Raw genomic sequence first — 20,500 nt, 5'->3', positions numbered from 1 at the left:
CTCAGGGGCGCGAGATGACGCGGCGACCCATCAGCTCCAGGACGAGGATGACGAGCAACCCCACGATGATGGCCACCGCCAGGACGCCGGCGGCGCTGCCGCCCGCCCCGATCTCGTCGAGCCGCTCGGCCAGGAGCCGGCGATCCTCGTCGGAGAGGGCGGCCAGGTGCGCCGACGCGTCGGCGGGACTCAGGCCGAGCTCGACCAGACGGGCGGTCACCAGCCGGGTCTCGAGCCCGGTCGGATCCGCCGCCTGGGAGCCCGCCGGCCGGGGTGGGAGGGCGGCCCCCTCCGCGATGTGGGGGCAGAGGCCGAGAGCAACCGCCCACACGAGGACGGCGCCGACGAGCGGAGCGTGCAAGAGCCTGCGACGAGCGATCATCCGACCACCTCCTTCACGACAGGACACGCGCACGGCTGGGACGACGGCGCCGCAAGCGGAGCCGGAGCGCGCAGCCGGCGAAGCCGAACGCGTCGCGGAGCGCGTTCACGAGGTAGCGCTCGTACGAGAAGTGGAGCGCGCCGGGATCGTTCACGAAGAGGAGGAAGGTCGGCGGGCGCGTCCCGATCTGGGTGGCGTAGAAGAGTCGCAACGTCTTGCCGCGGACGCCGCCCGGAGGCCGCCGGGCGAAGGCCGCGGTAAGGACGCGATTGAGCTCGGCCGTCGGGATCTCTTTGGCGTACTCGGCGGCGACGTGGTCGATCGTCTGGAAGAGCTGATCGAGGCCCGTGCCGAGCTGGGCCGAAGTGAAGACGACCGGCGCGTGGCTGAGGAACGGCAGGCGCTCGCGGAGGGCGCGCACGAGATCGGGCGCCCGATCGGCACTCTCCACCAGGTCCCACTTGTTGACGACCAGGACCACGGCCCGTCCGGCCGTCTCGGCGTAGCCCGCGATCCGGGCGTCCTGGGTGGTCACGCCCTCGCCGGCGTCGAGCGTCACCAGGGCCAGGTCCGATCGCTCGAGGCTGCGGCGCGCCATGACCGCGGCGAGCTTGTCGAGCGCCTCGACGGTGCGCCCCTTGCGGCGGAGTCCCGCCGTGTCGACGAGCACGTACGAGCGCCCGTTCACCGTGACCTGGGTATCCACCGCGTCCCGGGTGGTCCCCGGCTGCGCGTGCACGACGACGCGCTCCTCGCCCGCGATGGCGTTGACGAGAGAGGATTTTCCGACGTTGGGGCGGCCGACGACCGCGACCCGGACGGCCGGCGTCTCATCCTCCTCTGCGGTCTCGCGGGGACCGGGGAGCAGGGCGCTGATGGCCTCCAGCAGCTCCGAGACGCCCCGGCCATGCTCGGCCGACACGGCGAAGACCGAGCCCATGCCGAGCCGATGGACGTCGGCCAGCTCCTGCTCCCGCGCCGCCGTGTCCACCTTGTTGGCGACGAGGAGGACCGGCTTGGGCACCCGGCGCAGCAGGCGCGCCACCTCGTCGTCGAGCGCGGTGATGCCCTCGCGGGCATCGACGACGAAGAGGAGCAGGTCCGCCTCGGCGATGGCGGCCAGGACCTGCTGGCGGACCTGAGCGGTGAGGCTCTCGCCGGCCGTCGGGTCGAGCCCGCCGGTGTCGATGACCGCCGCTCGCCAGGCGCCGAACCGGCACGTTCCGCGAATGCGGTCGCGCGTGACGCCGGGAGTATCCCGGACGATCGCCTTGCGGTTGCCGACCAGGCGGTTGAACAGGGTCGACTTGCCCACGTTGGGGCGGCCGACGACGGCGATGGTGGGCAGCCGCACGGCGTCAGTTGAGCCCGGGGGGGAGCGGCGGCGCTCCGCCCCCAGACCTCCCCACCACATTCATCGGGCACCGGTGCGGGAAGGCCATCGGTCCTGACCTCTCAGCCCAGGAGGGCCCCGAGGAGGCCGCCCGCGCTGGCGTCCGGCGCTTCCACCGGGACGCCGAGGTGTCCGGCCAGGTCGCCCGGCGAGACGTCGTCGAGGAAGACTCCGCGCGTTTCCTGGAGGGCCACGCCGGGCACCAGGACGACGTCCCCGAGGTCGCGCCCGGCCAGCGCTCGCGCGATGTCTTCGCCGGCGAGGAGTCCCGCCACCGAGATGGCCGGCCCGAAGAAGTCGTTCCGGACCGCCACGACCTCCACACGGGTGAATCCTCGCCCGGGCGGGTCCAGGGCCGCCAGCAGCCGGCGCAGCTCGGGGGCGAACAGCTCGCCGGTGGCGACGGTGATCGCCCGGCGGCTCGGTCTGCGCCCTGGCCGCCGCCGGAGGCCCCGCCGGAAGCCGTCCTCGAAGCGTCGCAGCAGGCCGATACCATCCTCGGCCACTGGAAACCCTTCATAGGCGGCCGCCGGCGGGATGGGTTCGCCGGCCAGGAGGTAGAGCTCATCGGCCGCGAACACCAGACGCGACCCGCGGCCACGGAGGTGGTCGGCCTGCCAGCCGTGGATGGCCTGGAGGAGTCGGCCGGCCTCCTCGGCGGTCACCGGACGGAGGGGGTACAGCCCCTCGCGATGGCGCGTCAGGCCGACAGGCACCACCGCGATCGTGGTCACCCCCGGGTGCAGGGCGGCCAGCTCGCGCACGCTGCGCTCGAGATGCGGCCCGTCGTTGAGCCCGGGGCAGAGGACGATCTGGGTGTGCAGGCGGATCCCGGCGTCGGCCAGGCGGCCCATGCGCTCCATGAGATCGCCGCGCATGGTCTTGGGCGAGCCGAGCAGGAAGTGTCGCACGGCAGGATCGGTGGCGTGCACCGAGATGTAGAGGGGCGAGAGATGCTGGTCGATGATCCGCTGGATCTCGGTCTCCGGCAGGTCCGTCAGGGTGATGTAGTTGCCGTGCAGGAATGAGAGCCGGTAGTCGTCGTCCTTGACGTAGAGGCTCTTCCGGAGCCCCTTCGGGAGCTGATGGATGAAGCAGAACACGCACTTGTTCGCGCAGGTCGCGATCTCGGACGGTGTCGGCGGCTCGCAGACGAGCCCCAGGTCGCGTCCCCAGGCCCGGGTCAGCGTGGCGACGCCACCCTCCGCACCGCGCGCGAGCTCGATCCGGAGCTCGGCCTCGCCGGCGTAGGCGTGGAAGTCGATCAGGTCCCGAAGGGCATGGCCGTTGACGCGGACGAGACGGTCGCCGGGACGGAGCCCGGCTTCGGCCGCCAGGCCGCCGGGTTTCACGCTCAGGACCCGCACACCGATCTCGGGAATGCACTTCGGCATCAGCGCGGCTCCCACTCGACATACCGGGGGGCGAGGACGAGGTACTGAACCCCGGACGCGAGCGTCAGCGCCACCGTGATGGGAATGAGGAGGTGGCGCAGGAGCCACCCGGCGTCCGCCACGGTGACCGCCAGCAGGGCGACGCCCACGGTGATCATCTGGAACACGGTGCTCGTCTTCCCGAGAAGCGTCGGCGCCGGGTTGACCTGGCCGCGCGTCAGCATGATGAGCGCGGCCACCAGAATGAGGACGAGGTCGCGACTGAGGACCACCGCCGTCACCCAGAAGGGCAGGAGCCGCGGAAACTTGTAAGTCAGCGTGACGAACGCCGCCGTGAGGAGGAGCTTGTCCGCCAGCGGATCGAGGAATGCACCCAGGCGGGTCTGGCTGTCGCGGGTCCGCGCGATGTATCCATCCAGCATGTCCGTCACGCCGGCCAGGACGAAAGCGCACAAAGCCAGGATGACCCGGTTGTAGACCAGGAGGGTCACGAAGACCGGGATCAGCAGGATGCGGACGATCGTCAGCCAGTTGGCCAGGCCCATGGGCGCGCGATCGAGCATGTCCCCGAGAAACTGCCGAAGGCCCTGGGGGTTTCCCAGAGCCTTCGGTCTCGGAGGCGCCGGACTGACGCGGGAAACGGCTACGGCGAGGTACACGCCTCCCTGATCGTCTCCGACTCCTCGCGGAGCGATCCGGGCTCTATTGGGCGACCTCCACGTCGTCAAAGGTCCCGATTCCCGACACCGTGATGCCCACCTTCTTGGCGCCCTTCGGCACCCGGAAGGTGGCGCGCAGGGTCTTGACGTCGCCCGGCTGGAGGCGGCCCTGGGTGAACCCGTCGGCGTTGATCAGCGTGGCCGTCTCCCCCGTGTCGTAGTTCAGGATGTTGCTCTTGTCGGGCTTGAAGGTGAGGAATTCCGACTCCTTGGTCTTTCCGACGAAGCGGAGCGAGAGGACCACCGAGACGACCGCTCCTCGGACCTTGATCTCGTTGAGGTCCGCGATCACCTGCTTGTCGAGATCGGCCCGGATGCTCTTCAGGACGCCGAGCGCCTGGGGGCTTCCCTGGGCGTCTGGCGCCGGGACCGCGGCCACGGCCTTGCCCGCGACCGGCGCGAGGGTCACCGCGCCGCTGCCGCCCGCCGGCGTCAGGCTCGCGGTGCCCGGCGGCGCCGAAGCCGTCGTCACCCCGGCCCCGGCCGGCTTGTGGCGGTAATACGTCGCCGGCGTCTTCGACACGACGAACTTCACGGCCTCCTGGATGCAGAGGCGGAGGGCCTTCTCCTTGGGCGTCTTCGACCACCCGCCCAGGGCCCCGCCGAGCGCCCCGCCGCCGGTGGCCCCGCCGAGGGCTCCGCCCAGACTGAAGTCCGTCGCCTTTCCTTCCACGCTGGTGGCCGCGACGATCCGCGATGTCTTGGTGTCAATCAGGCGCAGGTCGATGGCCATGTGCGCGTTCTTGAGGCCCCCGGCGATCCCGCCGATGACCCGGCCCACGGCGCCGAAGCCCCCCAGCCCGCCGCCCACGCCCGATTCGGCCCCTTCGAACTCGGTGACGGCGGCGGATACCAGCAACTCGGCGCCCTCGATCTCGCCGGTCGGTGCTTCCGTCCCTTTCTTGATGCGCCCGCCCGTGGCGAGATCCTGCTCCTTGAGCACCTCTCCCAACGATTGCCGCTCGAGGACGATGTACCGGTTACTGTGGAAGAGCGCGGTCGCCAGCATGTCGGCCATCCCGTCGCCGATCTCGTGGTTCCACCAGTTCCCGCGCGCCTTGTTCTCGAAGCGCGCGACCGCGATCCGCGCCTTGGGCCCGTCGTAAGCCTCCTGCTGCGCCTCCTCGATGGACTTGCCCTCGGGGTTCGTGACCGTCGCCTTGGGCCCGAAGAGCTGAGCCTGCGCGCTCCCGAGCGGCACCAAGGCCACCGCTCCCGCGACGATCATCGTGACGACTGCCTGCCACCCTCCCATGGACTTCCTCCTTCTAACGATTTCGAATCAGCGTCCGGCAGCAGCCCGCGGCTCCGCCGGCACTTGGGCCACCCCGACCGATTCCACGCGATACGGCGACACCAGTCCCGTCAGGGACCGTGGCACGTCGACGTCCAGCCAGATGGCGTCCGGGCGATCCTCCCGCGCGAGCACGCGCCCCCGTGCGTAGAGCGTCGGCAGGATGCCGGCCCGGTCGTAGGGCACGCGGATCTGGCAGGTAAACCGGGTCGAGCGCAGCATACCATCGATCCGCCCAAACAGCGCACCGATTCCCTCGCCGGTGGCGGCCGAGATCGGCGTGCCGCCGTCGCTCACGAGCTGCCGGAGAAAGCCGTCCGGCTCCGTCAGCCGATCGATCTTGTTGAGCGCGGTCAAGCAGGACCGCGTCTCCAGGCCGAGGTCCACCAGGGTCTGGTGGACGGCGGTCATCTGCTCGGGCGCCCGCGGGTGGCTCACGTCCACGACGTGGAGCAGGAGGTCGGCCTCGCCGAGCTCCTCCAGGGTCGCCTTGAAGGCCGCCACGAGCTGCGTCGGGAGCTTGCGGATGAAACCCACCGTGTCGGTCAGGATGAACGGCGGTCGCCCCGGGGCCGTCACCAGACGCGCGGCCGGGTCCAGCGTGACGAAGAGCTGGTCCGCGGTCCGCGCGGTCGCTCCCGCCAGCCGGTTGAGGAGTGTCGTCTTCCCGGCGTTGGTGTACCCGACCAGGGCCACCACCGGCAAGCCGACGTCCCGCCGATGCTGGCGGAGCAGGCGGCGGTGCCGCTGCACGTCCCGGAGAGCCTGGTGGATCTGGCCGATGCGCCGACGGATGACGCGGCGGTCCGACTCGAGCTGGGTCTCGCCGGGACCTCGGGTGCCGATGCCGCCGCCGAGCCGCTCGAGATGGGCCCACTGGCCGACCAGCCGCGGCAGCAAGTAGGTGAGCTGGGCCAGCTCCACCTGGAGCTTTCCCTCGCTCGTCCGCGCGCGCTGGGCGAAGATGTCGAGGATCAGCGCGGTACGGTCGATGACCCGGATTCCCACGGCGCGCTGGAGGTTGCGCTCCTGGACCGGCGTCAGGGGATCGTCCGAGATCAGCAGGGTCGCACCGGAGGCGGCGGCGAGGTCCCGCACCTCCTCGACCTTCCCGCGCCCGAAATGGAAAGGCGGCGTCGGTGCTTCCCGCTCCTGGAGGATCGTCGCCAGCACCTGGGCGCCCGCCGACTCGGCGAGCCGGGCCAGCTCCTCCATGGACTCCTCTACCTCCCAACGCTTCTGTCTCGGGAGTCGGAGGCCGACCAGGATGGCCCGATCGGCAGCACGGTGGGTCACCATCGCCACGTCCCACCGAGGTTAGCCGAAGATACGCGCCCGTTCAACCAATTTCTTGACCTGGGCGATCACCATTCCGGGCTGGCCGGGATCGACGGAAACCCACTGGACGGCCGCCTCGCGGAGGAACCAGGTCCACTGGCGCTTGGCGTAGCGCCGGGTGTCTCGCTTCATGACGCGCACGGCATCAACCAGCGACCCGCCCCGTGTCACGACCGGGGCCAGGTGCCGGTAGCCGATCCCCTGCATCGCGGGGAGATCGAGGGCGAAACCGGCGGCGAGGAGGGCCTCCACCTCGGGCAGGAGCCCTTCGGCGATCATCCGGTCGACCCGCGCGTCCAGCCGGGCGAAGAGCGCCCCGCGGGCCATCGTGAGGCCGACCGTGAGGGCCCGGTACGGGGGCGGAGGCTCGTGCCGGGCCCGGGCTCGGGCGGCGCTGACCGCCTCGCCGGTCAGCAGCACGATCTCCAGCGCGCGCGTGACGCGGACGAGGTCACGCGGGTGAAGCTGGGCCGCCGCTGCCGGGTCCAACTCGGCGAGCCGTTGGTGGAGCGCGGTGGGGCCTCCGGCGGTCGCTTCGGCCCGGAGCCGGCGGCGGAGGGCCAGGTCCGCCGCCGGCAGGGGCGACAGGCCCCGCAGAAGCGCCCGCAGGTAGAGTCCGGTACCCCCGATCAGGAACGGCCAGCGGCCCCGAGCGCGGATGTCGGCGATGGCCCGCGCCGCGTCCCGGGCGAAGCGCGCGGCGTCGTAGGGCTCATCCGGCTCCACGATGTCCAGCAGGTGATGCCGGAGCGTGCGGCGCTGCGCCGCGGTCGGCTTGCCGGTGGCGATGTCCATGCGCCGGTACACCTGGCGCGAGTCGACGCTGACCGCCTCGATGGGCCACTCGCGCGCGAGGGCGACCCCGAGCGCGGTCTTCCCCACCCCGGTCGGGCCGACGATGGCGACGACCGGGATCGGATCCTCCGGCGCCGCCTCCGGGTCGCTGGGCCGCGCTACCAGGTCCGGCGGAGCTCGCGCTTGATGTCGCCCAGTGGGATGCGCGAGACCACCGGGCGGCCGTGCGGGCAGTAGAAGGGGGTCGCGGTGGCGGCCAGGTCGGCGAGAAGCCGCGCCATCTCCTCTCGCGGCAGCGGCTCGTGGGCCTTGATGGCAGCGCGGCACGCCACGAAGGCGAGGAGCCGGTCCAGGACCGGGGAGCTCGGCCGGCTCCCCTCGTCCTCGATCTCGCGGGCGAGGTCGTCCACCAGCCGCTGCGGCTCGTCGCTGCGCAGGAGCGAGGGTACCCCGCGCAGCAGCAGGGTGCCACCGCCGAAGCCCTCGATCGCGAAGCCGAGCCGGCTGAGGTCCGGGAGGGCGCGCTCGACGGCCCGCCGGCGGGCCGGGGACAGCTCGAGGGGTTCGGGAAAGAGAAGCGCCTGGCCGGTCAGAGGCCCGGCCTCGAGGTCGCTCCTGAGGCGCTCGAAGAGGACGCGCTCGTGCGCGACATGCTGGTCGACGAAGAAGACCTCCTCGGGCGTGTAGGCGACGATGAACGTGTCCTCGATCTGCCCGATGGGTTGGCCGAAGAGCGGCGCCGCGTCGTAGGCCGCGTCACCATCGCGGAAGAGCGAGGCCTGATTCTCGCCGGCGCCTGTCGATTCCGACAGGGCGCCGGTCGCCAATGGGATCGCGTCGCCGAACGGGACGGTGAGCCGCTGGGCCGGGACGACCTCGAGCTGGCGCAGGGCCCGAGAGGTCGCCTCGTAGACCAGGTCGTGCAGGACCCGGGGGTGACGGAAGCGCACCCAGGCCTTGGTCGGGTGAACGTTGACGTCGACCTCGGCGGGATCCATGGCGAGGAGGAGGACGGCGAGCGGGAACTGATCGCGCGGGAGCAGGGGGCGATACGCCTCGATGAGCGCCTGGCTGAGGAGCGTGTCCCGTACCGCGCGCCCGTTGATGATGAGGTGGATGTCGTCCCGGTGGGTCCGGGAGAGTGAAGGCGGCGCGACCAGCCCCGTGAGGCGCGCGCCGCCCGCCTCTCCCGTGACCTCGAGGAGCCTCCCGGCCAGCCCGAACCCGTAGAGCCCGCCGAGGCGTTCCCGCGGCGTGGCCCCCCGGGGCGCGTTCAGGGCCAGGCGCCCGTTGGCCGTGAGCCGCAGGTGGACGCCAGGGTGGGCGAGCGCGAGCTGCGTCACGACGCGGGTGATCGCGGCCTGCTCGGTGGGTGGGCTCTTCAGGAACTTCGCGCGGGCCGGCGTGTTGAAGAAGAGGTCGCGGACCTCGATCGAGGTTCCCTCCGGCACCTCCGCGGCGCCGGCCTCGAGCACGATGCCACCCTCCCCGAGGATGAGGTAGCCGCCCGGCGCGCCCCGCAGCCGCGAGGCGAGAGTGAGCCGCGAGACGGCGAAGATGGCGGGGAGCGCTTCTCCCCGGAAGCCGAGCGTGGCGATCGTCGCCAGGTCGGCTTCCGCGGCGAGCTTGGAGGTGGCGTGGCGCTCCAGGGCCAGGCGCGAGTCATCGGGTCCCATGCCGTGGCCGTCGTCGACGACCGAGATGAGCTGACGGCCGGCGCCCCGCACGGCGATCGTGATGCGCGACGCGTCCGCATCGAGGCTGTTCTCGACGAGCTCCTTGACCACCGAGGCGGGACGCTCCACGACCTCGCCGGCCGCGATCTTGTTGACGACGGCGTCGGGGAGCCGCCGGACGGGCCGGGCCACCCCGCTCACGAGCGTACCCTCGGATCAGCCACGTGATCGGGTGCGACGCTGGGCGATGTCACACGCCGTCCTGCAGCTTCTGGCGGAGAGCATGGAGCGCGTTCAGGGCCTGAAGCGGCGTCATGGCGTCGGGATCGAGGGCGGCCACGGCCTCGAGGACCGGATGTGAGACCGGCGGGAAGAGCGCCAGCTGACCGGTGGCCGCGCCGGGTGGCGGCGCCGGCGCCGGTGCCCGCTGGGTGAGCTCCTGGAGAAGCGTCCGGGCCCGGCTCACCACCTCGTCGGGAAGGCCGGCCAGCCGGGCCACCTGGATCCCGTAGGACCGGTCGGTGCCGCCGGGCTGCACCTTGTGGAGGAAGACGATCCCGTCCCGCCACTCGCGGACGGCGACGTGCACGTTGCGGACGCGGGGCAGCTCGGCGGCCAGGCGGGTCAGCTCGTGGTAGTGCGTGGCGAAGAGCACCTTGGCGCCCGGGCAGCGCTCGTGGAGGTACTCGGCCACCGCCCAGGCGATGGCGAGGCCATCGAACGTGGAGGTGCCCCGGCCGATCTCGTCCAGGAGGACGAGGCTCTTCGAGGTCGCGTAGCGCAGGATGGCGGCGGTCTCGGTCATCTCGACCAGGAAGGTGCTCTGGCCGCGCAGGAGGTTGTCCTGAGCCCCGATGCGCGTGAAGATCCGGTCCACGACGCCGACCCGGGCCGAGCGCGCCGGCACGAAGCTTCCGAGCTGGGCGAGCAGCACGATCAGCGCCGCTTGCCGCATGTAGGTGGACTTGCCGGCCATGTTGGGGCCCGTGAGGACCAGGCAGCTCGTGTCCTCGCCGTCGAGCACGAGGTCGTTCGGCACGAAGGGGGCGCCGTCGGTCCGGAGCTCCAGGACGGGGTGCCGCCCCTCGAGGATCTCCAGGACCGCCGAGGTGTCGACGACGGGACGCGCGTAGCCGCGCTCGCGGGCGACGTGGGCGAGGCTCGCCAGCCCGTCGAGGGTTGCCACCGCGCGGGCCGTCCGCAGCAGCCGGTCGGTCTCCCCCGCCACCGCGCGGCGCAGCTCGTCGAAGAGCTCGAACTCGAGCCGGTTCAGTCGCTCTTCGGCGCCGAGGATCTTCGCCTCCTGCTCCTTCAGCTCCGGCGTGACGAACCGCTCCGCCCCGACCAGGGTCTGGCGGCGCGCGTACTCGGGGGGCGCCAGGGGAAGATGCGACTTCGAGATCTCGATTCCGTATCCGAAGACGCGGTTGAAGCGCACGCGCAGGGTCGGGATCCCCGTGCGCTCCCGCTCCCGCGCTTCGAGCCCGGCGATCCAGGCCTTCGCCGCGCGGATCTCCGCCTGCAGATCGGCCAGGGCCGGGCTGTATCCCTCCCGGATCAGCCGGCCCTCGTGGGCCGTGAGCGGCGGGTCCTCGACGAGCGCCGCCTCGAGCTGCTTGGCCAGCGGGCCGAGATCCTCCACGGCCTGGGCCGTCTCCCGCAGGTGGGGATCCGGCGATTCGCTCGCGCGCTCTCGCAGGGCCGGCAGCGGGCGGAGGGCGGCCCGCAGCGCCACCAGATCCCGCGGCGTCGCCACTCCGAGCGACGCGCGGCTGGCGAGGCGCGCCAGATCCCCGATCGCGTCGAGGTGGCCGCGGAGGGTCTCGAGGAGCGCGGGCGCGTCCGAGAGTGCTCCGACGGCGCCGAGGCGCCGGTTGATCTCGGCGGGCTCCCGGAGCGGCCGGAGGACCCACTGGCGCAGGAGCCGGCCGCCCATGGGGGTGAGCGTCCGATCCAGGGCCCACAGGAGCGAGCCGCGGGTCGTCCGGTCGTGGAGGCTCTCGACGAGCTCGAGGTTGCGGGCCGCCGCCTCGTCGAGGACGAGATGGTCCTCGAGGGTCAGGCGCTGGAGCCGCGTGAGGTGGGCGGGAGGTGCCTGCTGGGTCTCCTGAAGGTACCCGAGCACCGCGCTGGCGGCCCGCACGGCCGCCGCCTGCCCGCCGAGACCGAGCCCCTCGAGCGCCGCCACCCGGAAATGCTCCCGGAGACGCTCTTCCGCGATTCGCGGCGCGAACTCGCTCGCGTCGCGGGTGGTGAGGAGCACCCCGGCCTCGCGCAAGCGGGCGACCACGGGATCGGTCGGGGGGAGCGAGGCCGGAACCAGCACCTCGGCTGGGCGGCGCAGGAGGACGGCCTCGGCCAGGGCCGCCGGGTCGGCCGCCTCGCCGACCCAGAAGTCCGCGGCGGTCAGGTCGACCAGGGCCACCCCGAGCCGATCCCCGGCTCGGGCGAGCGCGCCGAGGAAGTTGTTCTGCCGACTCTCGAGGAGCCCGGCCTCGGTGACAGTGCCCGGGGTGATGAGGCGGATCACCTCGCGCCGGAGGAGCTTTCGCCCCTTCGCGGGCGCCGCCTCGACCTGATCACAGAGGGCGACCTTGTGGCCGGCGCGGATCAGCCGCGCGATATACCCGTCCACGGCGTGGTGGGGGACGCCCGCCATGGGGATCGCCCCCTCGCCCTTCTGGCGCGAGGTCAGGGCGATGTCGAGGGCCCGAGCGGCGACGGCGGCGTCCTCGTAGAAGGCCTCGTAGAAGTCGCCCAGCCGGAAGAGCAGGAGGTAGTCGGGGTACCGGCGCTTCCACTCGCGGTACTGGCGCATCATCGGGGTGTCGTCGGTCGCTGCCTCGCGCGCGGGAGGGGTCATCCGTTCGCCGGCGACCGAGGGGGGCGTGTCGTCCGCCACCGGAGCCCGCGCGGCGTCCCCCCGCTCGTCGGCGGCCGGCGGGGAAGGCTCGTCGGCCGCCCAGGGCGGCGTCACGACGTGACCGCGGGGCTCGGGCGGACCGGAGGACTCGCCACCACCCGATCCCCTCACGGTGACAGGTGTACCCGGAGGCGGCGGTACGTCTCGTCGAGGCTTTCCGGGATCACCTTGACCGCCCCCACGACCGGCATGAAGTTCGTGTCGCCCGCCCAGCGCGGCACGACGTGAAGGTGGAAGTGCCCTTCGATCCCGGCCCCGGCCGCGCGCCCCATGTTCACGCCGAGGTTGAACCCGTCGGGCCGGTAGACGGCGCGCAGCGCGGCCAGCGCCCGCCGGGTCACGCGCATGAGGTCCAGGCTCTCCTGGTCGTCGAGGTCCTCCGGCGAGGCGGCGTGGCGGTTCGGCGCGATCATGAGGTGGCCACTCGAATACGGAAAGGTATTGAGGATGAGGAAGGCACTCCGCGAGCGGTCCAGGATCCGGTGCTGGGCATCGTCACCGGCGGCGAGCGCTGTGCAGAAGAGGCACCCCTCCGGCTGGTGCGCGCCGCTCACGTACGACATTCGCCAGGGCGCCCAGAGTACATCCACGGCGCTACCGGACTCTCCGGCCGGAGCCGAGACGCGGTCCGATCGCGGGCAGACCTAGACAGCGTGTGCCCGGACGGCTCGCGCGGCTAGCCGTTGACGAGCTCTTTCAGGCGTTTTCCGACCTTGAAGAACGGGACCCGCTTCTCGGGCACGCTGACGCTCGAGCCGGTTTTGGGATTTCGCCCCCGGCGGGCATTCCGGCGGCGCACACGGAAGCTGCCGAAGCCCCGCAGCTCGACCTTCTCCGCTTTCGCCAGGGCGCCGCTGATGCTGTCGAAGATCGTGTTGACGATGAGCTCGGTCTCTTTCTTGGTGAGGTTCGAGACCTTGGCGACCTCGTCCACCAGGTCGGCCTTCGTCATCGTGGGCACGCTTGCTCCCCCTTCTCCGGTCGGGCTACCCATCTCGTGTCCGCCCCGAGGGCGTGACGGGCGGCCGGGGACCCGCGCCCGCCCTCCTCGACGTTTCGAAGCGGCCTCACGCTACCACGGAGCGAAAACGCCTGTCAAGCCGCGGGGTTGTGACAATGGGGGAGCCGTGCGGCCGTCAGAGAGGAGCCTGACCGGCCGAGCTGCGCACGATGGCTCGGCGGGACCGCCCGCGGAATTACTCCATGAGGAAGAGCGGGAGTTTCGCGGAGCCGAGGGACGAGATCGAAGGGAGCGCACCGCGGGTTGAGGTCAGTCCCCCGAGCGGGGTCTGGCTCGCCACCCAGTCGAGGAGGTCGGCGAGGCGGAAGGGGCGGCGGGGCCGGACCAGACGGGGCTTGCCCGGAATCTTGGCCAGGTCCCCCGCCGTTCGGACCGCGTCCTCGAGCCCCCCCAGCGTGTCGACGAGGCCCAGTTCCTTCGCCTGTCGCCCCGAGTACACGCGGCCATCGGCGAGGCCGAGCACCCGCGTGCGGTCGAGGCCCCGGCCCTCGGCGACGGCGGTGACGAACTGGTCATAGATGTCGTCGAGCAACGCCTGGAGGATGGCCCGCTCCTCCTCGCTCATGGGTTGCCCCAGGTTCCCGAGGTCCTTGTACCGGCCGGCCTTGACGACCGTCAGGTGGACCCCGACCTTTTTCAGGAGCCCCTCGAGGTCGGCGAGCTGCATGAGGACCCCGATGGAGCCGGTCAGCGTGCCCGGGTTGGCGACGATGCGATCGGCGGCCACCGCGAGGTAGTAGCCGCCGGACGCGGCGATCGCGCCCATCGAGGCGACGACGGGTTTACCCTTGGCCCGGGCGCGTCGGATGGCGTCGTAGATCTCCTGGGTCGGCGCCACCACTCCGCCGGGGCTCTGGATCCGGACGACGATGGCCCGGATGGAGGAATCCTCGAGGTGCTCCTCGATCTCGCGGACAACCCGGTCGGCGTCGAGGATGATTCCCTCGACCTCGACGAGCGCCACGCGATTCCCGCCGAAGGAGAGGTTGGTGCGCTCGGCGAGGACCAGGAGGCCCAGGATCGCGATGAGACACGCGACGAAGACGAGGCTGGTGACCCCGAGCGCCCGGAGAAGCCGTCGCCGCATCGCGGTCACCCGCGCCGTTCGTCACCCGCAGCGATGATCATTCGTCGTCATCGTCGTAGCGGTCGTCCCGCTCGCGCCGCTTGCCACGGCGGCCGAAGTGCTCCGGCTCCTCCATCACGGCGAGGTCGGCCGCCAGCTCCTTCAGCGAGAGGCCGATCCGGCGCTCGTTGGGGTCGACGCGGATCACCTTCAGCGTGAGCTCGTCGCCGAGCTGCACCACGTCCTCGGGCCGGACCACCGGCCGGTGCGACATCTGCGAGATGTGCAGGAGTCCGTCGATACCGGGCTCCAGCTCCACGAAGGCGCCGAACTCCGCGAGGCGAACGACCTTGCCCCGCACGTTCGCCCCCAGCGGGAACTTCTGGACGGCGCTTTCCCACGGGTCGGGCTGGATCTGCTTGAGCCCCAGCGAGATCCGCTTGGCTTCCTTGTCGACATGGAGCACGACGGTCTCGATGGCCTGGCCCTTCTTGAGGACTTCGGACGGATGCGCGACGTTCCGGGCCCACGTCATGTCAGAGATGTGCAGCAGCCCGTCGATGCCCGGCTCCAGCTCCACGAAGGCCCCGAAGTCGGTCAGGTTGCGGACCTTGCCCTGGACGCGCATGCCGGGCTGGTAGCGCTGCTCGATCGTGTCCCAGGGGTCCGGCTCGACCTGCTTCATGCCGAGCGAGATCCGCTTCTGCCCCCTGTTGACGTCGAGCACCATCACCTCGACCTCGTCCCCCACGTTGACCAGCTTGGAAGGATGGCGGACGCGCCGGGTCCACGACATCTCCGAGACGTGAACCAGCCCCTCGACGCCCTTTTCCAGCTCGACGAAGGCGCCGTAGTTGGTCAGGCTCACCACCTTGCCGTGGTGCCGGCTGCTGGGCGCGAACCGCTCTTCCACCGTCTCCCAGGGATCCGGGCCCTTCTGCTTGTACCCGAGGGAGACGCGCCCGGTTTCCCGGTCGAAGTGAAGCACCATCACCTCGATCTTGTCGCCCACCTGGACCAGCTCCGAGGGGTGGTTGATACGTCCCCAGGACATGTCCGTGATATGCAGGAGGCCGTCGATACCGCCGAGGTCGATGAACGCCCCGTACTCGGTGATGTTCTTGACGACGCCGGTGAGGACCATGCCCTCTTGCAGGACCGAGAGGGTGTGCTTGCGCTTCTCCTCGCGTTCCTCCTCGAGAACCACCCGGCGGGAGAGGACGACGTTCCCGCGCCGCCGGTTCAGCTTGATGACGCGCGCCCGGATCTGCTGGCCGAGCATGGAGGCCAGGTTCTTGACCGGACGCAGATCCACTTGCGACCCGGGGAGAAAGGCCTTCACGCCGACATCGACGGCGAGACCGCCCTTGACGACCTCGACGACCTTGCCCTCGATCGGACTCCCCTTCTCGTAGGCGCGGGTGATGACGTCCCAGACCTTGATCTTGTCGGCCTTCTCCTTGGACAGGACGATCAGACCCTCGGAGTCCTCCTTCATCTCGAGGTAGACTTCGATGTCCTCGCCGACCACGGGCACGATGCCCGTCCGCTGGAACTCGTCGAGCGGGATGGTGCCCTCGCTCTTGTAGCCGACGTCGACGAGGACCTCGGTGTCGTTCACGGCGACGATCCGGCCGCGGACCACCTCCCCTTCCTCGAGATCCTGGAGGCTCTGCCGGTAGAGGTCTTCGAGCTCGTCCTGCCCGGCGCCCGGCGGCGGTCCGACCGGACCCCTCTCTCGCGTGCCCTCATCCGGAGCGCTCCGTCCCCTGCCCACCTCCTTGAGGGAAGCTCCGGTTCCGACACCCCCGCTCTGATGGGCCGTCGCGAGGGGCTCGGGTTCTGGCGTGACATGTTCCATTCCTGCGTTCCTCCCGTTTAGTGAAGTTGCCCGGCGGGCCGCGGCCCGCGGGCCGTCCGATCCGCGTGGTTGGTGGTGGCCGAGTGGACGGGGAGCGGCGTGGCTCTTCCATCGACCTCGGCCTTCAGGCGACCGATGGCCGCCATGATCTCGTTGCTGATGTCCTGATACCGGTCCTTTCCCCGGCCGCGGGCGAACCGGAGCGGCGGGCCATAGGCCACCGTGATCGGGACCCGCCGCGGCCGCGTGCCCCCGCGCGGCAGCACGTGCCCGGTCCCCCGAATGTACACCGGGACGACCGGCGCCTCCGAGAGGGCGGCGAGCATCCCGGCTCCCGCCCGGCCGGGCCCCAGCGTCCCCTCGATTCCGCGTGTCCCTTCTGGAAACACGAGGAGGGCCTTCCCCTCCCGCAGGAGGAAGAGCGCCCGGCGGAGCGCCCCGGCGTCCGCGCCCTCCCGCTCGACCGGATGGGCGTTGAGGCGCCGGATGAGCGCGCCGAGCAGCGGAATCCGGAACAGCTCGGCCTTGGCCAGGAAGTGGAGCTGGCGCGGCGCACCGGCGCCGACCGCCGGGGGATCGAGGAGGCTCACGTGGTTTGCCGCCAGGAGCACGGATCCCTCGCGTGGCACGTTGTCGCTGCCGAGCGTCCGGAATCGGAAGAGCAGGCGAAGGACACCGAATGCCACTGGCTTCAGGACATCGTAGAGCACACCCGCTCAACCTCCTTGGCCATGAGCTCGATCACCTCGTCCACGGTCAGGTCGCTCGACTCGATGTAGGTCGCATCGGGCATCCGGCTGAGCGGAGCGAGCGCTCGCGTCCGATCGGCCCGGTCGCGTACCGCCAGAGCGTCTCGGACAGCCCCCAGATTCCCTGGCTCGCCCCCCGACTGCGCCTCGGCGAGTCGGCGTCGGGCCCGGGCCTCCAGGGAGGCGTCGAGATAGAACTTGCAGTCAGCCTGGGGAAAGACGACGGTCCCCGCGTCGCGGCCCTCGACCACCAGCGGGCCGGCCTCGGCGATGCGCCGCTGGAGGGCGTCGGCGAACGCTCGGACCTCGCCCCGCTGCGAGAGGGTCGAAGCCAGGACACTGATGGCGGCCGCCCCGAGGGCCTCGGTCACGTCCTGGCCGTTCACCAGGATTCGCTGGGTCGTCGGGGTTCCGCGGAACTCGATCCGGGTCTGCGTCAGGACCTCCTCGAGAGGAGCGCCGGCCGCCACGCGCCAGGCCACGGCCCGGTAAATGGCGCCGCTGTTGAGGTATCGATATCCTAACCGCTCGGCCAGTCCTCGCGCCACCGTGCTCTTGCCCGCTCCGGCCGGCCCATCGATGGTGACGACCGGATGTCGGGTCACCCCCCCGCTCACTCCACCACCTCGATACAGGTCTCGCCGCCCACCCGCCGGCAGGTCGAGACGAAGTCCGGGTACGAGGTCGCGATGCAGTCGATGCCCTCCACCAGCGTCGGGCCGTCCGCGAAGAGTCCGGCGACGACGAGCGCCATGGCGAGCCGGTGATCGCCCCAGCTCGACACGCGCGCCCCCCGGAGCGCGCGCCCCCGGCTTCCGCGGATGCGGAGCCCGTCCGGTCGCTCCTCCAGGTCGGCCCCCATCTTGCCGAGCTCCACGGCCAGCGCATGGATGCGGTCCGACTCCTTCACGCGGAGCTCGGCGGCGTCGGTGATCTCCGTCACGCCGGAGGCCACCGCGGCCGCCACGGCCAGGACCGGGAGCTCGTCGATCGCCCGCGGCACCAGCGTGCCCCCGAGGGCGGCGCCGCCGAGGCGTGAGGGAAGTACGGTGATGTCGGCGAGGGGCTCGCCCTCGGCCGCTCCGGGAACCACCTCGAGCCGGGTCCCCATGTCGCGAAGGGCGTCGAGCACGCCGGTCCGGGTGGGGTTGATCCCCACGCCCTCGACGGTGACGCTGCCCTCACGGGCGAGTGCCCCGGCCACCAGAAAGAAGGCCGCCGATGAAATGTCCCCCGGCACCTGGACGAGGCGCCCCCTGAGCGTGGGTCCCGGCGTGAGGGTGACCGCCCGATCCCCGACGGCGATGTCCGCCCCGAACGCCGCCAGCATCCGTTCCGTGTGGTCGCGACTCGCTGCCGGTTCGACGACGGTCACCGGCCCCGAGGCCGAGAGGCCTGCGAGAAGGACCGCGGATTTTACCTGGGCGCTCGCCATCGCCGACACGTGCCGGATCGGGCCCAGCGGCCGGCTGCCGGCGATGGCCAGCGGGAGGCGGCGGCCGCCGCCCTTCCCGAGGACCCGCGCGCCCATGCGGCCGAGCGGCTCCACGACGCGGTCCATCGGGCGGCGCCGGAGCGAGTCGTCTCCGGTCAGCACGGTGGTGAAGGGCTGGCCGGCCAGGACCCCGAGCAACAGCCGCGCGGTGGTGCCGGAGTTCCCGCAATCGATCACGGCGTCCGGCTCCGTGAGCCCTTCCGGCCCCGCGCCGCGGACCAGGTAGTGGCCGGGCGCCTTGCGCGTGACCTCTACGCCGAGGGCGCCGACCGCGGCGAGGGTGCCGAGGCAGTCTGCGCCCTCCAGGAGGCCGTGCACCTCGGTCACGCCGGTGGCGACGGCTCCCAGCAGCACCGCGCGGTGCGAGATGGACTTGTCGCCGGGCACGGTGAGCGTGCCACCAAAACGCTCGACGGGTCGGACGCGCGCGTTCACGGAAGCTTTTCCCGGATCTCGCGCGCCCGCCCGAGGGCCGCTTCCAGCGCCGTCCACTGCCCGTCGCGGATGAGCGCCTCCCAGTGGTCGAGGACCTGGCGGTAACGGGCGAGGCTCTCGAGGAGCGGCGCCCGGTTCGCGCGGAAGATGTCGGCCCAGAGCGCCTCGGCGGACTCGGCGACGCGGGTCGTGTCGGCGAAGCCCGGTCCCGCCAGCCCCAGCGCATCATCGTCGGCGGCGGCGACCAGCCCGTAGGCCGCCAGATGCGGAAGGTGGCTCACGGCCGCGACGCCGCGATCGTGAGCATCCACCGTGACCAGCCGCACGTGGCTTCCCAGCAATTCCCAGAACTCGGTGACCCGCGCGACCGCGGCCTCGGGCGACCGCGCGGTGGGCGTGAGCAGGGCGAGCCGCCCCTCGAAGAGGTCGGGATCGGCTGCCGCGAATCCCGACTGCTCGGATCCCGCCATGGGGTGACCGCCGACGAACCCGACACCGGGCCGCGGCTCACAGGCATCGGCCGCCGCCGTGACGCCCGCCTTGACGCTGCCGACGTCGGTGAGCACGGCCCCGGACCGGAGATGAGGCCATGCCCCGCGGACGAGCTCCGGGAGCGCCCCGACGGGCGCGCACAGGACGACCAGATCGGCATCCTGCGTGCCCTCGGCGAGGTCCTGGGTCGCTCGATCCACCGCGCGGGCCGCCTGCGCCTGGGCCAGGGTCGCCGCCCGGCGGCTGACCCCCACGATCTCTCCCGCGATGCGCCGCGCTCGCGCCCCTCGGGCGACCGAGCCTCCCAGGAGGCCGAGCCCCACGACGGTCAACCGTCCGACGAGCGGACTCCTCACGCCGGCCTTCGTTTGCCGAGGCTCACGCGGAGGGCCTCGATGAGGCGCGCGTTCTCCTCGGGTGTTCCCACCGTGATGCGAAGACCCTGCTCCTGCCCGAAGGCCGCCGTCGGCCGCACGATGACTCCGGTGCGGAGGAGCTGCTGATAGACCCGGCCGGCGTCCGGGATCTCGACCAGGATGAAGTTGGCCCGGGTCGGGACGTACCTGATACCCAGCTGGTCGAACGCCCGGTAGAGGGTCTTGATGCCTTCCTTGACCATGGCGACCGTGGCCTGGGCATGCGCCTCGTCCTCGAGCGCAGCCAGCGCCGCCACCTGGGCGATGGTGTTCACGTTGAAGGGTTGCCGGACCCGATTGAGCAACGCGATGCAGTCGGGATCGGCGATGGCGTAGCCGACCCGGAGGCCGGCCAGGCTCGAAACCTTGGAGAACGTGCGGAGTACCACTACCCGCCGCCCCTGCCGGAGGTAGCTCAGGCTATCCGGGAAGTCGGGCCCCTGCGCGTACTCGTAGTACGCCTCGTCGAAGGCGACGATGACTCGCTCGGGGATGTCGGCCAGGAATTTCTCGACCTCGTCAGCGGTGACGATGGTGCCGGTCGGGTTGTTCGGGTTGGCGATGAAGACCAGCTTGGTGAGCGGGGTGATGGCCCGCGCCATCGTCGGAAGGTCCAGGCGGTGATCCTTGAGGGTGACCACGACGCGGATCCCGCCGACACTCTGGACGATCGAGGGGTAGACGATGAACGAAGGGTGCGGGAACACGACCTCTTCACCCTGGCGGACGAAGGCCCGGGCCAGGAGCTCCAGGAGCTCGTTGGAGCCGTTGCCCAGGACGATCGCGTCGGGCGCCACGCCGTGGCGCTTGGCCAGGGCCTGGCGCAGGTAATAGCCCGACCCGTCGGGGTACCGGTTCAGGTTTCCCAGGACCTGGCGGATCGCCGCCAGGACCCCCGGCGACGGCGGCAAGGGGTTCTCGTTCGAGGCGAGCTTGATGGCGCCGGCGATACCGAGCTCCCGCTCGAGCTCCTCGATCGGCTTGCCCGGCTCGTAGGGGGCGACATCCAGGATCGGCTCGTTGGCAAGGCGCTCCCAGGAAGTGCTCATAG

At 71.5% G+C, this 20,500-nt stretch carries 18 protein-coding genes; all 18 read right to left on the bottom strand.

The window, feature by feature from the left end; all coding sequences use genetic code 11:
* Position 1 precedes the first annotated feature (1 nt).
* A complete protein-coding gene (locus VGW35_25350; GenBank protein ID HEV8311002.1) occupies positions 2–382 on the bottom strand; it encodes a PA2779 family protein in 381 nt (126 codons plus the stop codon).
* 13 nt (positions 383–395) lie between these two features.
* Positions 396–1,736 (bottom strand): ribosome biogenesis GTPase Der, encoded by a 1,341-nt coding sequence (gene der / locus VGW35_25345; GenBank protein ID HEV8311001.1) that lies wholly within the window; start codon positions 1,734–1,736, stop codon positions 396–398.
* Between the two features lie 101 nt (positions 1,737–1,837).
* Complete coding sequence (locus tag VGW35_25340; protein HEV8311000.1) at positions 1,838–3,169, bottom strand: DUF512 domain-containing protein; 1,332 nt, start codon at positions 3,167–3,169, stop codon at positions 1,838–1,840.
* Complete coding sequence (pgsA, locus tag VGW35_25335) at positions 3,169–3,732, bottom strand: CDP-diacylglycerol--glycerol-3-phosphate 3-phosphatidyltransferase (GenBank protein ID HEV8310999.1); 564 nt, start codon at positions 3,730–3,732, stop codon at positions 3,169–3,171. Before pgsA ends, VGW35_25340 begins: the two co-directional genes overlap by 1 nt.
* A 139-nt stretch (positions 3,733–3,871) precedes the next feature.
* A complete protein-coding gene (locus VGW35_25330; protein ID HEV8310998.1) occupies positions 3,872–5,143 on the bottom strand; it encodes a CsgG/HfaB family protein in 1,272 nt (423 codons plus the stop codon).
* Positions 5,144–5,170: 27 nt separating this feature from the next.
* The gene (gene hflX, locus VGW35_25325) at positions 5,171–6,481 is read right to left on the bottom strand and encodes a GTPase HflX (GenBank protein ID HEV8310997.1); all 1,311 of its coding nucleotides are present in this window, start codon (positions 6,479–6,481) and stop codon (positions 5,171–5,173) included.
* Between the two features lie 18 nt (positions 6,482–6,499).
* Positions 6,500–7,420 carry a tRNA (adenosine(37)-N6)-dimethylallyltransferase MiaA gene (gene miaA, locus VGW35_25320; protein HEV8310996.1) on the bottom strand — a complete coding sequence of 307 codons (921 nt, stop codon included), beginning with the start codon at positions 7,418–7,420 and terminating at the stop codon, positions 6,500–6,502.
* A gap of 53 nt (positions 7,421–7,473) precedes the next feature.
* Positions 7,474–9,192, bottom strand: a complete 1,719-nt coding sequence (gene mutL / locus VGW35_25315; GenBank protein ID HEV8310995.1) for a DNA mismatch repair endonuclease MutL — start codon at positions 9,190–9,192, stop codon at positions 7,474–7,476.
* 49 nt (positions 9,193–9,241) lie between these two features.
* Positions 9,242–11,854, bottom strand: coding sequence for a DNA mismatch repair protein MutS (mutS, locus tag VGW35_25310; protein HEV8310994.1), 2,613 nt, complete (start codon positions 11,852–11,854; stop codon positions 9,242–9,244).
* 167 nt (positions 11,855–12,021) lie between these two features.
* On the bottom strand, positions 12,022–12,477 hold the full coding sequence (locus VGW35_25305) for an HIT domain-containing protein (protein ID HEV8310993.1): 456 nt from the start codon (positions 12,475–12,477) through the stop codon (positions 12,022–12,024).
* A gap of 113 nt (positions 12,478–12,590) precedes the next feature.
* Positions 12,591–12,866 carry an HU family DNA-binding protein gene (locus VGW35_25300; protein ID HEV8310992.1) on the bottom strand — a complete coding sequence of 92 codons (276 nt, stop codon included), beginning with the start codon at positions 12,864–12,866 and terminating at the stop codon, positions 12,591–12,593.
* 244 nt (positions 12,867–13,110) lie between these two features.
* Positions 13,111–14,022, bottom strand: coding sequence for a signal peptide peptidase SppA (gene sppA, locus VGW35_25295; GenBank protein HEV8310991.1), 912 nt, complete (start codon positions 14,020–14,022; stop codon positions 13,111–13,113).
* Positions 14,023–14,059: 37 nt separating this feature from the next.
* Complete coding sequence (locus VGW35_25290; protein HEV8310990.1) at positions 14,060–15,778, bottom strand: 30S ribosomal protein S1; 1,719 nt, start codon at positions 15,776–15,778, stop codon at positions 14,060–14,062.
* Between the two features lie 101 nt (positions 15,779–15,879).
* Positions 15,880–16,572, bottom strand: a complete 693-nt coding sequence (locus tag VGW35_25285; protein HEV8310989.1) for a lysophospholipid acyltransferase family protein — start codon at positions 16,570–16,572, stop codon at positions 15,880–15,882.
* Positions 16,554–17,216 carry a (d)CMP kinase gene (cmk, locus tag VGW35_25280; GenBank protein ID HEV8310988.1) on the bottom strand — a complete coding sequence of 221 codons (663 nt, stop codon included), beginning with the start codon at positions 17,214–17,216 and terminating at the stop codon, positions 16,554–16,556. The genes VGW35_25285 and cmk overlap by 19 nt, the downstream gene beginning before the upstream one ends.
* 8 nt (positions 17,217–17,224) lie before the next feature.
* Entirely contained in the window at positions 17,225–18,541 is a 1,317-nt protein-coding gene (aroA, locus tag VGW35_25275) for a 3-phosphoshikimate 1-carboxyvinyltransferase (GenBank protein ID HEV8310987.1), read from the bottom strand.
* Positions 18,538–19,389 carry a prephenate dehydrogenase/arogenate dehydrogenase family protein gene (locus VGW35_25270; GenBank protein HEV8310986.1) on the bottom strand — a complete coding sequence of 284 codons (852 nt, stop codon included), beginning with the start codon at positions 19,387–19,389 and terminating at the stop codon, positions 18,538–18,540. The genes aroA and VGW35_25270 overlap by 4 nt, the downstream gene beginning before the upstream one ends.
* A complete protein-coding gene (gene hisC / locus VGW35_25265) occupies positions 19,386–20,498 on the bottom strand; it encodes a histidinol-phosphate transaminase (protein HEV8310985.1) in 1,113 nt (370 codons plus the stop codon). Before hisC ends, VGW35_25270 begins: the two co-directional genes overlap by 4 nt.
* Positions 20,499–20,500: the final 2 nt, after the last annotated feature.

Source organism: Candidatus Methylomirabilota bacterium, assembly GCA_036005065.1.
In the GTDB taxonomy this organism is placed as follows: domain Bacteria; phylum Methylomirabilota; class Methylomirabilia; order Rokubacteriales; family DASRDR01; genus DASYQW01.
The sequence above is the reverse complement of the archived record's forward strand: the minus strand, read 5'-3'. Positions and strand labels throughout refer to the sequence as shown.